Source organism: Spirulina subsalsa CS-330, assembly GCF_028330765.1.
GTDB lineage: Bacteria > Cyanobacteriota > Cyanobacteriia > Cyanobacteriales > Spirulinaceae > Spirulina > Spirulina subsalsa_A.
The window spans coordinates 1-15846 of the sequence record NZ_JAQMTY010000159.1 but is presented as its reverse complement, the minus strand read 5'-3'; the positions used below and the strand labels follow the sequence as shown (position 1 = coordinate 15846).

Annotated in this window: 12 protein-coding genes; 5 read left to right on the top strand and 7 right to left on the bottom strand. The window is 47.9% G+C overall.

From position 1 onward, the window contains the following. Positions 1-132: 132 nt before the first annotated feature. A complete protein-coding gene (gene cbiE, locus PN477_RS10770; RefSeq protein WP_272115746.1) occupies positions 133-1404 on the bottom strand; it encodes a precorrin-6y C5,15-methyltransferase (decarboxylating) subunit CbiE in 1272 nt (423 codons plus the stop codon). 183 nt (positions 1405-1587) lie between these two features. Between cbiE and PN477_RS20995 the strand changes: the two genes are divergently transcribed. From PN477_RS20995 to moeB, 5 genes are all read left to right on the top strand, one after another. Then, entirely contained in the window at positions 1588-1818 is a 231-nt protein-coding gene (locus PN477_RS20995) for a TLTLP motif-containing protein (RefSeq protein ID WP_465250281.1), read from the top strand. A gap of 102 nt (positions 1819-1920) precedes the next feature. Further along, on the top strand, positions 1921-2430 hold the full coding sequence (locus PN477_RS10760; RefSeq protein WP_072622372.1) for an inorganic diphosphatase: 510 nt from the start codon (positions 1921-1923) through the stop codon (positions 2428-2430). Between the two features lie 364 nt (positions 2431-2794). Further along, positions 2795-3661: an MBL fold metallo-hydrolase gene (locus PN477_RS10755; protein ID WP_272115744.1), complete on the top strand. Its 867-nt coding sequence runs from the start codon at positions 2795-2797 to the stop codon at positions 3659-3661. Positions 3662-3754: 93 nt separating this feature from the next. Beyond that, the gene (gene msrP, locus PN477_RS10750) at positions 3755-4747 is read left to right on the top strand and encodes a protein-methionine-sulfoxide reductase catalytic subunit MsrP (RefSeq protein ID WP_272115743.1); all 993 of its coding nucleotides are present in this window, start codon (positions 3755-3757) and stop codon (positions 4745-4747) included. A gap of 209 nt (positions 4748-4956) precedes the next feature. After that, positions 4957-6129: a molybdopterin-synthase adenylyltransferase MoeB gene (gene moeB / locus PN477_RS10745; RefSeq protein WP_272115742.1), complete on the top strand. Its 1173-nt coding sequence runs from the start codon at positions 4957-4959 to the stop codon at positions 6127-6129. An 88-nt stretch (positions 6130-6217) separates the two neighbouring features. On the opposite strand, the gene PN477_RS10740 is transcribed toward moeB, so the two are convergent. The 6 genes from PN477_RS10740 to PN477_RS10715 form a co-directional block, all read right to left on the bottom strand. Then, positions 6218-6850 carry a CatB-related O-acetyltransferase gene (locus PN477_RS10740; protein WP_272115741.1) on the bottom strand — a complete coding sequence of 211 codons (633 nt, stop codon included), beginning with the start codon at positions 6848-6850 and terminating at the stop codon, positions 6218-6220. Positions 6851-6882: 32 nt separating this feature from the next. Next, positions 6883-9219, bottom strand: a complete 2337-nt coding sequence (locus PN477_RS10735) for a TIGR03032 family protein (RefSeq protein ID WP_272115740.1) — start codon at positions 9217-9219, stop codon at positions 6883-6885. A 140-nt stretch (positions 9220-9359) separates the two neighbouring features. Next, positions 9360-11651 carry a dynamin family protein gene (locus PN477_RS10730; protein ID WP_272115738.1) on the bottom strand — a complete coding sequence of 764 codons (2292 nt, stop codon included), beginning with the start codon at positions 11649-11651 and terminating at the stop codon, positions 9360-9362. Positions 11652-11662: 11 nt separating this feature from the next. Continuing rightward, the gene (locus PN477_RS10725; protein ID WP_272115737.1) at positions 11663-12481 is read right to left on the bottom strand and encodes a hypothetical protein; all 819 of its coding nucleotides are present in this window, start codon (positions 12479-12481) and stop codon (positions 11663-11665) included. A 61-nt stretch (positions 12482-12542) separates the two neighbouring features. After that, the gene (locus PN477_RS10720; RefSeq protein ID WP_272147272.1) at positions 12543-14927 is read right to left on the bottom strand and encodes a dynamin family protein; all 2385 of its coding nucleotides are present in this window, start codon (positions 14925-14927) and stop codon (positions 12543-12545) included. A gap of 394 nt (positions 14928-15321) precedes the next feature. Beyond that, positions 15322-15576 carry a hypothetical protein gene (locus PN477_RS10715; RefSeq protein ID WP_272147270.1) on the bottom strand — a complete coding sequence of 85 codons (255 nt, stop codon included), beginning with the start codon at positions 15574-15576 and terminating at the stop codon, positions 15322-15324. Positions 15577-15846: the final 270 nt, after the last annotated feature.

Below are 15846 nucleotides of genomic sequence, written 5' to 3'. Positions count from 1 at the left end.
TCAATTAAAGGACTCGCTGTCGCTCGATTTGTTTGTTGGTGCAAATTCATCTCGCCACTAAAAGGCACGTCCGCCGTTACCTTCGGTAACTCTACTCGGACTCGCTTTATAGTGGGAGTTTTCTTTGCACATTTAAGATAACGGCGGGGTGGCAGTGATGATCGTGACGGGGTTGAGGGGGGCGAGGCGATGGCTTTGGGCAATGGGGAGCGATCGCGCCACATTCCACTGTGCTAGGTCGTAGGGCCAATCATGCGATCGCAACCACTCTAGGGCGGTATGGATGGATTCAAGGGTCGCCATCGCCAACACCAAACGGCCACCGGGAGCGAGCACGTCCTGACAATGGCTGAGAATTGCCGCTAAATTGCCGCCACTGCCCCCGATGAAAACGCGATCCGGGCGGGGTAAATGGTTCAAGGCCTCCGGGGCCGCCCCACTGACCGCGTTCAGATTCTGCACCTGAAAGCGTTGGGCGTTTTGCTCGATTAAATTCACCCCCATGGCGGTTTTTTCGATGGCGAACACCTGAGACGTGGGACAGAGTCGCCCGATTTCCACCGACACCGACCCTGTGCCCGCGCCAATATCCCACACCACTTGAGCGGGCATCAGGGCTAAGGCTCCTAAAATGGCGAGGCGGATCTCGCCTTTGGTCATCAGGCCGGGGCGATCGCGAAAAGTGAGGAAATGCTGATCCGGAATCCCGATGATCGGCAGGGGAGGCAGCGATCGCGCTTCTTCTTGACGCACCAACACCACCACATTCAACGGCGCAAATTGATCGGCGGTGAGGGATGGCGCGATCGCCTCATCCAATTCAAACACTCGCTCATCGGCCCCGCCTAAATTTTCACAGACCCAGAATCGATAGATCTGGGGTAAATCCAAGGCTTGATAGAGAGTCGCGATCGCGCCCGGATGATGCACCCCATCGGTCAACACCGCGATCTTCTCCACCCCGCGCCGCAGGAGGCGAATCAACTCCTCCGGCTCGCGACCGTGGACACTGGCGATCGCCGCATCCTGCCAGGGTAGCTTTAATCGACTAAACGCCAACTGAATCGAACTGACATGGGGGTGAAACACCAGGGCCGCGGCGGGGAAATAGGCCAGCAATAACCGCCCCAAGCCAAAACAGAGGGGATCACCCGACGCGAGGATCACCAAGCGATCGCCCTGCTCCCAGCGTGCTTTTGCCTCGGTGAGCGTTGCTTGCAGGTGGGTAATCGGCACTAAGTCCCCGGCCAGATGGTGCAGGCTATGGAGTTGGCGATCGCTCCCTACCACCACCGTGGCCTGCTGCAAACAGTTCTGTTCAGCGATCGCCAACGACGACCACCCCGCCCGGCCGATGCCAATCACATGCACACACCCTTCAACCGTCCCCCTGTCAGTGATCATCGCCACACTTAAGATTAGAAATTCCCATACAATGAGATGCCGACTCAACGATTCGTTGCATTGATCACACTATCTTAAAGAACGGTCGCTAGAATTGGGGTGTGAGCCGTAAGCTTCCCTGGTTGGATCGCCCAACGCTCATCACAAACCCTATAAATTGCATCTCAATTTTTTAAAAACGGTATGGAATCCAGCGGTTCGTCTGCTCAAGCTTCAGAGCCTCCTAGTCACAGGTGGAGTCAAACCCTCGGTACATTGATCGCAATCTTGACCCTCACGATTCCGATATTTATGATTGCGTCCTATGCATCGCCCAGGGGATTAGACCTGAGCCGGTCTAACTACGCTTCGCGCCCAGTCCCCATGCCAGAACCGGCCAACACTTGGGTCAGTTGGGCAGAGCGATCGCGCTAACACCCTCACCGGGCCACTTGCTGGTATTATGCTTCATGCAAACCCTGCCGTTTGCACCCTATTAAACTGCACATCACCGCCCTGTGTTTTCGGAGTAATTTCATGGATTTAGCGCGAATTCCAGCCCAGCCCAAACCCGGTCTTCTCAACGTTTTGATTGAAATCCCGGCGGGCAGCAAAAACAAATATGAATTCGACAAAGACTTAAACGCCTTCGCCCTTGACCGGGTACTCTTCTCCTCGGTTCACTATCCCTACGACTACGGCTTCATCCCCAACACCCTGGCCGATGATGGCGACCCCCTCGATGGCATGGTTTTGATCGACCAACCCACCTTCCCCGGCTGCGTGATTCCCGTCCGTCCGATTGGGATGTTGGAGATGATCGATGGAGGCGATCGCGATGAAAAACTGATTTGCGTGCCCAACGATGACCCCCGCTGCGCCCAAGTCCAGTCCCTCGAAAACATCGCCCCCCACCGCCTCGATGAAATCGCCGAGTTTTTCCGCACCTACAAAAACCTCGAAAAGAAAGAAACGGAAATCCTAGGCTGGAAAGGTGTGAGCGAAGTCTTAACCCTTGTTGAGCGTTGTATTCAAGCGGCAAAATAATCGTTTTCAAGGCCACCCTCTGGGGCTGAAGCGAAATGAAGTTAGGCCTTGTGATATAACTCACAAGGCCTGCCTAATCTCCACGCTAATATAATTGGAAGCTCAGGGAAAACTATCCCGACTCCCCAATGGGTGTGAGTAGAGTTAAAGTAAGGGAAGATTCCCACACTGCTATCCTGATTATTGGATTGCCAACTGACTAACATTCAAGGGAGTTTTTGTGCTTCATCTCCGAAGTTCCACCGTCATGAGACAAGTTCCCTTGAAGTCTGAGAGCTATACTGTGTGGTGTAGTCCTGTGTGCCGGGTTTCCCCTTGTTAATTGTTTTGAGTTTATTCCCAGCCAGCAGCCATAGATGTCGCAATGCCGAGTACCCATGATGTCCAGGAGGAGAGCCTTGCTGTGAGCGTTGATGTGCAGTTTTGGGGCGTTCGTGATCAGATCCCAACTCCCGGTGAAGATACTGTGCGGTACGGTGGTAATACGTCCTGTGTAGAACTTCGTATTGATGACCATTGCCTGGTTTTCGATGGAGGAACGGGGTTGCGAATTCTTGGCAATAGTCTTTTGTCCCGGATGCCCGTTGAGGCACACCTCTTCTTCACCCATTGCCATTGGGATCGCATCCAGGGTTTTCCATTTTTTGTGCCTGCGTTTATTCCCATCAATCACTTCCATATCTATGGGGCTAATGCCTCCAATGGCTCAACATTTCAGCAGCGTCTCAGTAAGCAAATGTTAGGGCCTAATTTTCCGGTTCCGATCCAGGTGATGCAGTCCAAGCTGGAATTTCATGACCTGAATGATCTCAACAAGTGTCACATTGGCGATGATATTGTGATTGAGAGTTGTTTGCTCAATGATCATCATCGTTCGGTGGGGTATCGCACGACGGTTCACGATAGGGCGATCGTCTATGCGATGAGTCCCGATGATTGCCTTGAAAGTGCCAGTTCTCCGTTGTTTGAGTTTGCCCGCAATGCTGATCTTTTGATGCTAGCGGCTCCCCGTGCCACTTCGGCGGGTGTGCCGTTGGCATTAGAGAGTAGCGATCGCCTCCACCACAACATCAAAACTGCTAAGAATGTCGGCGTTAAACAGATTATTCTGTCGCTCCATAACCCCGACCATAACGACGACTATCTCGACCACATCGAATCTAAACTCCAAACGCTCTTTCCGAATCTCAGCCTCGCTCGTGAAGGCATGGTGGTTGCGATATCCAGTTGACCATCCATCGTTAAAATTGGGAAGACAGCCGGACAGCGATCGCCCCCGGTGATGCTGTCCTGAAGTTCACTGATCGTCCCGACCCCAACGCTGATGTCTTTTTTTATCCATCCGCCCGCATGGCAACTCCGCGAACACCAAGTCACCACCGAATCGGCGTATTTTACCCGCCGTCGGATGCTCAAAACTCTGTTAGGTCTTGGGGTAAGTGCCTCCATTCTGCCCTTGACCGGCTGTAAATCTGCCCAGACTGGCCCCGGCAGTGAACTCGAACAAACCTTTCAACTCCCAGCCCTGGGCCCAATTCGCAAAAATCCAGAGTTTCGGGAGGGCGATCGCCCCCTCACCACCCAAAACCTCGCCAGTCAATACAACAACTTCTACGAATTCGGCGGCACTAAATCGATCTGGAAATCCGCCCAAGCCCTCCCCACTGATCCGTGGACGCTCGAAGTCGGCGGCCGGGTCAAAAATCCCCGCACCTACGACCTCGACGATCTGCGCAACACCTTCGACCTCGAAGAACGGATCTACCGCTTCCGCTGTGTCGAAGCCTGGTCGATGGTGCTGCCCTGGGTGGGTTTCCCGATGCGTAAAATTATCGAAGCCGTCGAACCCACCGCCGAGGCGAAGTTTGTCCGATTCACCTCGTTTTACGATGAAACCATTACTCCGGGGCCGGGTTTCCATTTCGGATCACTGCCCTGGCCCTATGAAGAGGGGTTACGCATTGAAGAGATGGCCAATGATTTGGCTTTTTTCGCGGTGGGGATTTACGGGAAAGAACTGCCGAAACAGCATGGTGCGCCGATTCGGGCGGTGCTGCCCTGGAAATATGGCTTTAAAGGGGCAAAATCCATTGTCAAAATCGAGTTTCTCGCCGAGCAACCCGCCACCTATTGGAATAGCCTGATGCCCAATGAATACGGCTTTGAGGCTAATGTCAACCCGGAAAAGCCCCATCCCCGTTGGTCTCAAGCCACGGAGCGATTCATCGGGCCGGGGGCGACGCTGGATTGGGAGATGAAAGAGACGCTTTTGTATAACGGCTACGCGGAACAGGTGGGAGGGTTATATCAACTCTAGGGTTGAGTCTAGAGGGAGCGATCGCTCTGGCCGAGGGAGTGCGATCGCTCCCCTCAACCCACGCGCCCCCGTCCCCCTTCGACAGAATGTAAATATCGCTTGCAGTTTCAGCATCCCCCTGAGCAATTCAGTCTAGAATGATACTTCTGACTCGCTAGACTCTATAGAAAACGGGTTTTTGAACCACAAGACCCTAAACATAATCGACTATGTTAAATCCCAACTTGGATGAAATCCAACTCAGTAAAGACGACTACGAACGCTACGCCCGGCACATCATCCTGCCCGAAGTTGGCCTTGAAGGACAAAAACGCCTCAAAGCCGCTAGCGTTCTCTGTATTGGAACCGGTGGGCTAGGATCACCCCTGCTCCTCTATCTCGCCGCCGCCGGGATTGGCCGGATCGGCATCGTAGACTTTGACGTGGTGGATCATTCCAACCTCCAACGCCAAGTCATCCACGGCACATCCTGGGTCGGGAAGCCGAAAATTGAATCTGCCAAACACCGCATCCTCGAAATTAACCCCACCTGTCAGGTGGATCTCTACAACACCCGCCTCAGCTCGGAAAATGCCCTCGAAATTTTCCGCCCCTACGATGTGGTGATTGACGGTACGGATAATTTTCCGACCCGCTATTTAACCAACGATGCTTGCGTGCTCTTGGATAAGCCCAACGTCTACGGCTCAATCTTCCGGTTTGAAGGTCAAGCCACGGTCTTTAACTACGAAGGCGGGCCGAACTACCGCGACCTTTATCCCGAACCGCCGCCGCCGGGTATGGTTCCCTCCTGTGCTGAGGGTGGGGTGTTGGGTGTGCTGCCGGGAATTATCGGGGTGATTCAAGCCACCGAGGCGATTAAGATCATTCTTGGTTCAAATACAACGTTGAGTGGACGGCTCTTGCTTTACAATGCCTTAGAAATGTCCTTCCGAGAACTCAAGCTGCGCCCTAATCCGGTACGCCCAGTGATTGAAAAACTGATCGATTACGAACAGTTTTGCGGCATTCCCCAAGCCCAAGCTGAAGCAGAACAGGAAAAAGCAGCGATGCAAGAAATGACCGTGACTGAACTCAAGGCATTGCTCGATAGTGATGCTCAGGATTACGTGCTGATTGATGTGCGGAACCCAAATGAGTATGAAATTGCTCAGATTCCCGGTGCTGTGTTGATTCCCTTGCCGGATATTGAACAGGGGCCGGGAGTGGAAAAAGTGAAAGAAGTGCTCAATGGCCATCGTTTGATCGCCCATTGCAAGATGGGGGGGCGATCGGCGACTGCCATTCGGATTTTGCAAGAGCACGGGATTGATGGCACGAATGTTGTGGGCGGCATTACCGCTTGGAGCCAAGAGGTGGATTCCTCTGTGCCGCAGTATTAGACGAGATTGCCCTCACCCAACCCTCTCCCACGGGAGAGGGCTTTTCTTCTCCCTTCTCCTGGCGGGAGAAGGGCCGGGGATGAGGGAGCTAGGGTTTGATGGCTGCGATCGCATCCACATCACCGCCGCCAATCACCGCTAAATGGGCGGTGATTTTTTCAATGGGCCAATCCCACCAGGCCACCGCTAGCAGGGTTTCAATTTCTGCATCGGTGAAGCGTTTGCGGATTCTTCGGGCGGGGTTGCCGGCGACGATCGCATAGGGTTCCACATCGTGGGTGACGACGGATTTTGTGCCGACGATTGCCCCATGGCCCACCGTCACCCCTGGCATGATTGTCGCTTGATAGCCAATCCAGACATCATGCCCGATCCGGGTGTCGCCCTTGTGGGGCCATGCTGTGGGCATCGCGCTTTCCCACCCTTGGCCGAAAATGCCGAAGGGGTAGGTACTGATGCCCTGGGTGGCGTGGTTGCCGCCGTTCATGATGAAGGTGACACCGGAGGCGATCGCGCAAAATTTACCGATGATTAAGCGATCGCCGATAAAGTCGAAGTGATACAACACATTGCGCTCGAACGTTGTCGGATCATCCGGGTCATCGTAATAGGTGTAGTCGCCCACCTGGATGTTGGGATTGGTAATCACTGTGTTGAGAAAAACGAGCCGCGTTTGACCGGGTAGGGGATGGCGAGTCTGGGGATCGGGGCCGTGGGTCATGGATTCACTCTTGATCTGGGAATGGCTTCAGGTTACGGCGCGATCGCTTGGGTCTGCAAGAGGGCGCGAACTTCCGTCATAACTGGCTCCCAGTGGTCGAGTTCCGTTTGACGAAAGAGGTTCATGGTGGGATACCACGGGCTATCAAGGCGACTGGGGAGGCCGTCGGCTTCGCGATCGCGCAACCACCGCCAATCCGGATCAGCACAGAGCAACACCCACACCTTCAACCCCAACGCCCCCGCCAAATGCGCCACCGACGTATCCACCGTAATCACCACATCTAACTGTTTTAAAAAATTCGCCGTATCGCCAAAATCCCGAATCTGGGGCCCTAGATCCTGCACCCTGACCCCGTCGGGGAGTTGCGTTAATTCTGTGGCGCGATCGCCCTTTTGCAGCGAAAAAAACGTTACCCCCGGCACAGTCAAAATCGGCAACCACGCCGCCAAGCGCGTCGAACGGTGGTGATCATTTTTATGGGTGGGACTGCCGCCCCAGACAATCCCCACCTTTAACCCCTCGCCTAAAAGTTGCATCGTCGGCGATCGCTCCACATCGAGATAGGGCACAGTTGCGGGGAGCGTTGCTAGGGTCGTGCCGAGACAGTAGGGCAAGCTCATCAGCGGCACAAAGGTGTGGAAATCACTCAGGGACAATTGACCGGGGGGGAGTAGCTTCGTGATCCCCGGCACGGTACGCAACAGGGGCATCAGTTCCGGCATACAGACGAGGAGAATTTGGGCACACCGTGCCGCCGCGAGGGGAATAAAGCGACAAAACTGGATCGCGTCGCCTGCGCCCTGTTCGGTGTGAATGAGGAGGGTTTTACCGGTAATGTCTTCGCCTTGCCAGCGGGGATGAGGGCAATCAAAGGGGGTGAATTCCTCCGTTTGCCACCGCCATTCCGATGCAGCGAAGCCGCGCTTCAGGTCGCCTAAACTGAGCAGCAACATGCCGTAGTTAAAATGGGCCGTCGCAAAGTCGGGTTGGAGGGCGATCGCTCGTTCATAATCCCGCACCGCATCCTGATAGCGGCCTTGATGCTGTGCCACAATCCCCAAATTGTTATACACCGCCGCATTCTTCGGATCGGTGGCCACCACCTGTTTAAACTCCGTTTCCGCCTCCTCCCAGCGTTCCATCTGCCGATAGATCACCCCCAGGTTATAGCGAGCGAGGGGAAAATCCGGTTTCAGTTCGAGGCACTGCTGATAATTCTGCATCGCTTCGGTGAAGTTGCCTTGGGTGTAGCGATCGTTACCCGACCGAAAGAGAAAGTCCGCCTGCTCATCGTGGTCAAACTCCAAGGGGCCTTGCGCCACCTCCTGCACCGCCGCATCGGGCAACACATAGGACGACCCCAACAAGGTTTCATCCCAATCAATCAACTCCGGGAAGCGAATCCCCGGCAACACCTGCACCGAAAAAATTTCCTGTACCGCCGCCTCAAACCGCAAAAAGGCGAGAATCTGCCCCGTGTCGAGATGCACCGCCCACACGCCACAATTGCGATCGCCCTGCTCCGTAATCGGCAACCCACTAAACACCGCCGTTTCCCGCACCTGAGACAGCCCCACAAACGCCACCCGATGCCAAAAATCCAAGCCCCGCGTAAACCCCGGCATCACCGTCACCGTCTCCACCGCTCCCGTTGCTGGATCAACCTGAGCGAGGGAGCCTTTCCCGGATTCCAAGACCCAGAGTTTGCCGTCATACCAGCGGGGCGAGTGGGGCATCGATAGCCCTTGGGTGACAAATTCATTACTGGGCACATCCATCAAAATGCCGCCACTGGCTTTGTTTTTGCGCCATCCGGCAGGGGTATCGGTGGCTCCGAGGGCGGTGATGTAGCGGGGTTGATCATCAACGACGGCGAGGCCGTTGAGGTGACAGCGATCGCTCAAATCATAGGCCGAAATAAACGGCGGTCGCCAACGCGGCACAAAGGAACAGGTGGGATCTTCGAGGGTACAAAGGCAGGAAAATCGCGTATTCACAAACCACAATTCCGACCCCGCATAGGCCATTTCATGAATATCAATATCCCCCGTGATGTGGGTTTTGCGAGGCAGATAACAAGCATCATGTTTATCCGGCGGATCAATTTTCGCCGCAACGGCGGGCACATTCCGCAGTTCAAAAATCTGCAACGTTGACCCGATCGCCATCCGTTCATGATCCGCTGTTAACCCCATGGGTTTGGGAAACACCCGAAAATGAGTATTAATCGTATTCCCATCGGCCCGCATCACAATCACTTTCCCCGCCTGATAGGTAGACACCACCAAGGAAACCCCCAACTGATTCAGCAAGTCAGGAAAGTTACTCGTATGAACACTACGCAGCGGCGCATTAGGGTCAGTCATGGGGACATATTTGCAGGGTTAAGAAGGATGAGTTTGGGGCGATCGTGCCCTTGATAACGTGACAAAATAGTGCGGAAGCTCAGTACACAGTGAATTCTCTAACCGGCCACTCGATTCCCTGGGGAAGTTTAAATGTTTTATTAGCTTGATGTGCTACTTTCACTCCAATTTTTAAAGTCTCGTAACGCACTACCTAGCTGACGTAACCTTTCACTTACTTCTAAGTTCATTTCTTGTGGTTGTAAGTTGCTCGGTAGATCGGATAAAAGGCTTGCATTCCCGCGATACCATTCATTTTGCACTGCACCGCTCCAAGTTCCTTTTTGATCCCGAAAACGATCCACTAAAGATTTAAACTCTTGTGTACAGTAGGACTCAAAGCCAGCCGCGTCAAAAATAGCCCGCCTTAAATATTCTGCAAAAGCCATAATATCGCTCTCAACCTCAAAACTCACTATTTCCTGAGGAGTTGCATCTTGATTTGGCATTTTTACGGATAAATCTTCAGAAACTGTCGGACTCCCTAAAACTCTTTTGCGAGTTTCAGAGTTAACCAGGAGATCTACTCCATACTTTGCATAATTTTTAAGTCTTTGATAAGCTGGTTCATCTCCAGAGTAGTAGTTGTCAACAATTTCAATATCAACACCTAAGTTTTGGAAAATTTCTTGTCTTGTATCACTACCCAACGGCCCGCGAATTAAAGCCTCTGCAACAGGACGAGTAAACCGCAAGAAAAGTACTCTGAGGCTATTTTCCAAAAGACTAAAATAAACTTTTTTATCTGAAATTAGTCGATCTCTTACCAAGGGACTACCCCATAGCAAATCAGTCATGTAGTCAATAATCAAAAATGCTTGTTCTTGTAACTCGGTAGCAAGCTGGTGAGAGATTAGATCTAATGTTTTAATGACATCAATATACAAGCTCTCCCGCCATCTGAAATTTGCATTGGTGCGATCAAAGACTGGATTAGAGTTTGCCGCAAAAATAATATCTCGCTTGTGTAATGCTTCAGCGTGAAGATCTTGAATTGCTTGCTCTACAACTTGAGCATAACGCTCTCGAAATTTCTCTACACTAGCAGGCTTTGTTGATGACTGATTTGTTGCCGCGACAGAAGTATCATAAAATTGTTGAAGATCTGCTTTGATTTGCTCCCATTTAGCATCCCACCATTCTGAAAATAAAACTCTCCGCCGTTCTTCTTCAGTTCGCTTGGCTTCTTCAGGATTTTCAGGGTATTTTTTTCGGGTGAGATCGTAAATCTCGCCCGCCGTATCAAGGATTGTGGAGATAAAAGCTTCACATCTTTTTCTTAATACATCAACACGTTCGGTATTGATATATTGAAAGATTTTACTTTTGATCGTTGGAATGCCTGTGCCTTGCTCAATTAATGCCTGAGGGTCTTCTATTTGCATTAATCGTTTTAATTGGGACTCGATAACATCAACATTGCCGATTTCTAGTTGAGTTTGATGTTCTGCAAGACCATTTAAGATCAGATAAGCTCCGGCTGAACCGGAAATAATTCGCTCTTTGGGTAAGCTTGCTCTTTTTGACCAATCTTCAGCAGCTTCTGTGAGGTGTTGTTGAAGTGCTTCGGGTGAGGCTAAAGCATCAATCCGACTTAGGAAGACAAACAATTTGTCGGCTACTGTAACGTTTTTATCACCTTGTTCTGTAAATTTAATGATCGATAATTCTTTCTCTCTCAAACTGGTAAAGCGTTGAACCAGGATAACTGCATCACAGTCTGAGAGCATTTGTTGCGCTTCATCAACGTGCTTGGCTAAACCAGAGTCTAAGCCTGGCACATCATAAAAAACAATACCTTCGGCTTGGGCCAGTTTATTGGTGTAGAGTCTTGCTTCTAAGACGGCGTGAGCATATCGTTCATCAGCGACATATTTATTCAGGTGGTTTTTAATATCTTCAAGACGGGTAAAAGGAAAATTTAAATGTCCATTCTGTCTTACTTCATTGAGTGTTTGTTGATTTTGGTGGATTGTGTTCAAGTCCTCCTGAGCATTTGCGGTTTTGAGTTCTGATTGTAGGTGATTAAACTGTTCTTCTGTTTTTACCTGAACTTCTAGGCGTTGTTCACTATCATTAACGACTGAGTAAATTTGTGTGGTTGTAAAGGTGCATCGTGCGGGTTTTGCTGGGAGTAGATCACAGTCTAGCCACGCATTTAGAAAGGTGCTTTTCCCAGCTTTTTCGAGTCCAACAACGGCGATCCGAAATTCCCGTTTTTTCAACCGTTCAAGTTGGCGACGAGTGGGAATAACTTCTTGTTCAAGGATTTTCTTGAGGGGTTCTGGAATCTCTGCTTGCGGCAGTTCAGCGAGGCTCATGGCGTATCGCTCAACATTCAAGATGTCGCTCAGGCGAGATTCATAATAAGCAGAAGCAGCTTTCCAGTCCATAATATTCAATCCTAAACACGAACAAAATTTTCTAATCCGGACAAACTTTTGAGATAAGCAATTTCTTCAATGATACATCGAGCGGTATCTTTCAGATTTTCTTTTAGAGAGTATCTAGTTTTTGCACCAATCATGTCTTTTCCATCGGTAATATCAATTTTGATATACATCTCCCTATAGCTGTTTTCAGCAATTGGCCCGCTAGGAGTTTCTAGTGATAACTTATTGTTATCAATGATTGTGTTGCAAAAAAAATATGAAGAAGCATCAATCAGTTGCTTTAATTTAGCGGCCTCAATTTTTGTCCCAGAAGAAAATCGTATAGTTTCATGTGCAGGAACAATAAGATATAACTTAACAGATATCGGACGGAATATTTGAGTAGGTGTAACTACTGAAGGCTGAAAACCATGTGGCTCAAAAGATCTTCTTTTCTTTTTTTGAATGTAGTAGAGACAAAAATAGAGTCCTACTAAAGTGCAGGCAACAATAATAATTAACTTCATTTTTTCTTGCTCTTGTATTGAATCATTATCCCCCGGTATTTTACCTTGGATGTTTTCATGTACCTGAGTTTTTAGTTTTTTAAATAGCTTTTTTGCTAAAGGTTCTTCATTTGCTAAAGACTCTTCATCACTTTCGATGATCTCTAGTGCTTTCTTATAGTCTTGATTAATTGATGTATCTTTTTCAATGCCAGCATGCTCACACACATATCCTGTTTTAACTTCAATTTTACTTTCTGAAAATGTCGAATCTTCTTCAAAAAGTTCAAGTATTACATGATAAAAAAAACCTTGCTTGACATTAATTATTTTTGTATCTTGCATCAAAAAACTTAATACTTCTTTGTGCGTATTATGTAGCTTATTTATCACAATTTAATTCTCCTTACATTGATCTTAATGTTGAAAATTTTTTCTCAAGATTTAATGCTTTGTGGTGAATTGGCTCCCAGATATTTTTTTGCTTCTCATAATTAATAGCAATGTTTTGGTTAGCTTGATCAAGCCTAGATTGATAGCGATCAACCACTTCATCTTGAACAACACTAACATTTTTCTTCAGAAAGTTGATTTGTGCAATGAACCAATCTAATATTTCACTGGCAATCTTAGCTTCCGCCGCTTGGGCTTGAGAAACCCAACCTTCTAAGAGTATCTCGACCTTGGGAATATCAGCATTCAAACTCGTTCTTTCCTTGTATTCTTTTTTGGTTTTTGTTTGCTCCAATAGAAACAAAAAATAAAAAGGTCTAACTTTATATTTTGTTTCTATTTCTTCTTGCCAAGTACCTTGCTCTGTTGCAAAACCAGCTTTCATTTCAATAGTAAATTGAGGACACTGATCTATCTTACTTAACTGGGATTCCGGGAATTTAATACTCAAGGAAGGGGCAATTTCACTTGAGCCTTTTTCGAGAAGTCCTAAATGAAACTTGAATAGTTCATGGATGGAATCATAAATTCGATCTCCTGACTCATTACAAATTGCACTTAAAATTTCTCCCATTACAATGCTCAACTGTAGTGCTAGAGCATTTAACTTTTTATTCAGTGACTCAAGCTCTTTTTTTTCGCTTCCCGTCTTTGCTATACGTTTTTGTCCTTCTTTAGCAACCTTTCCGGTATAGCCTAAATCAATGAGCATCTCTAAGAAATTACTTAATTGCTGGATACTTTGAGGTTTAGCTTTATGAAATACTACGCCATCCAAATTCACTCTTCCCTTGGTTAAGGAATTGGCGACTGCTTCTAGCACTTGATTAATCCCTTGTCCAATATCTCGCCGCCAACCATAAATAGGATATAAACTATCTTTGATCAAGCTGTAAGGCTCAACCTCTTGTAGTTCTGATTTTATAATGCTTTCTAGAGCAAGAATAAGATCTTCGTTTTTTTTTGTACTAATAATTTCACTGATTTTTTCAAACGGAGATCTTAGTTGCCGATCACTTTGATCAAGAAATTCTCTTAACGAGTTTCGGACATCAGATATTTTTTCGCACTCAAGATCATATTTTGCTTGCGAACTATTCAAGATTGCATTTGTGGTTTGGACAGACCATTCCACCATTGAATTTCCTGCTTGTACATAGAATCGCTCGATGATTTGAGGAATAACTAGTTGAGGAAAATTATTATTAATGTGTTCCTTCAAAACTTTTTCAAAATTTTTGGCATAAGATCTTTCTTGCAAAGACTCTGCTACACGGCTGCGATCATGATCTGACCAACTTTCATGTTTTCTTGGCAAATCTTGTAATACTTCTTCAATTAAAGAATTAAAATTTATATCTATTTTTCTGGATGCTGCCACACTAGCAACCGTATCTTTATCCTTGATCTGAATTGATAAAAGGGCAGCCCAACTACTCAATTTTGTGATTTTTAAACTTTCAATAGCACTTTTATATTCTTGAAGCTGCTCGGTAAGCTCATCCTTAATACTCTTAACAGTTTTTTCAACAAAGCGTTCTTCACTTGATGGCCAACTTCTATCGGATCTGAATACATCAATTCGATTAAGAATAAACAACATCCTTTCTGGTGAACCCCGCAAAGCCTTAACTTGCTGCACAACCTCTTGAAGTAGGTTAATCGTTTTATTTTTATCCGTCTCAGCACTGTTATACGTTACCAAACAGAGTGCTTCACGACATTGGCGAATAACTTCTGCATTACCTTCATCTCCCACATGGGCTAAACCCGGCAAGTCCAGAACCTTAACCTTCGTTCCGTGTGGCAACTCTAAACCCAAATCCCTCACAAAGCGGAAAGGATATCGAATCAGCGCATTAGGACAGGCTACATTGGGAGAAGATTCACGGTTATTGATGTAAGAGAGCATCGCATCTTCTAACCGCTGATAGATTTCTTGATCGCTAATCTGTGCCCAATATCCACATTCCCAGGTAGCGCCCTCTGTTTTAGAAATAGTTAACGCTTTATCCTGACTGTACTCAATGGTAACTACCCCAGCACTCATCTCACTGGTTGCCACAGGGACAATCTCCGCCCCACACAAAAAATTAACTAACGTACTTTTGCCGCTGCTGGTCGTTCCCGTCGTTGCCAGCGTCAAAGTCGGATTATGGAGGTCGTCAATAAGCTGTGCTAACGCACTCTCTAACTTTGTGGAAAGCTCCTCCATCTCAGGATGGTAGCTTGCTGGTAAATGCTGGATAATTTCATCATAAAAACTCTGCCAGCAGTTTGATAGAATATGACCCTTAGTTTCAATTTCCTGGAATAACTGATATACATTGCTACTCATGTCAAGACAATCTCCATACAACAATTAAGAGAATTACAGTAGAAACAAAACAAGTGAGTCGTATCTTTGGACTGATCGAGTCTTCCCTTAATCCGACCTAAGCATTAGACAAAATCGGTAGAGATAAGCTCTATAACGTGGACAAAGGAATAGTAATCACGAACTAATTATAATGGTCGGATTAACTGACTTTAGATAACCTTTGAAAAACTTCAACAATATGTACCTTTCTATATCAAGAAATGTAAACAACTTGATCAGCATCTACAAACATGGCAATATTCGGCTGAAACCCTTGATATTTCGTAAGCTGGGTAGAGTGACTGAGAAACGTAGATGACGCTTCAACGGAGGGAGTAGAGCGATTAATTTACGGATAGAACGTGACAGTCGCTTACGCTGCGTCATTGTTCTGGTCAAGATTTGCGGGAAACTCCACCATAATGTTTTCTAGGGTCACGGCCCGCAGTTCTGCCAACTTCATCATCGCTTCAAGTCGAATAACGTCCATCTCTTCAGCCCGTTCAACATACACTAATAGTTCTTGATGTTCAATTTCTGTCAGTTCACCCCGTTCATTCTTGCCTCTTAGCTCATCAATCCGTGCTTGCTCTGGACGTGAAAAACGGCGATTGACCGTTTTGATCATGTCTCATTCGTCGGCATTGGGCTGGGGTGATTCGGTGTAGTTACAAAACGACTCTAGGCTTTTGATGACATCAGGTAGCAACTCAGACGGCACATCATTGAGGAGTTTCTGAGCCCTTTCGCGCAGTTGGGGTAGTGGTAAATATGTAGTGAAATGCGATCTTTCGAGATCAAGATAATAAAAATAAACAATTTATACTAATTATGGCTTGATTGCCACCTCATTGGCTTTGATGATCAACTATAATATTCATCAATTCATGTCTTAATT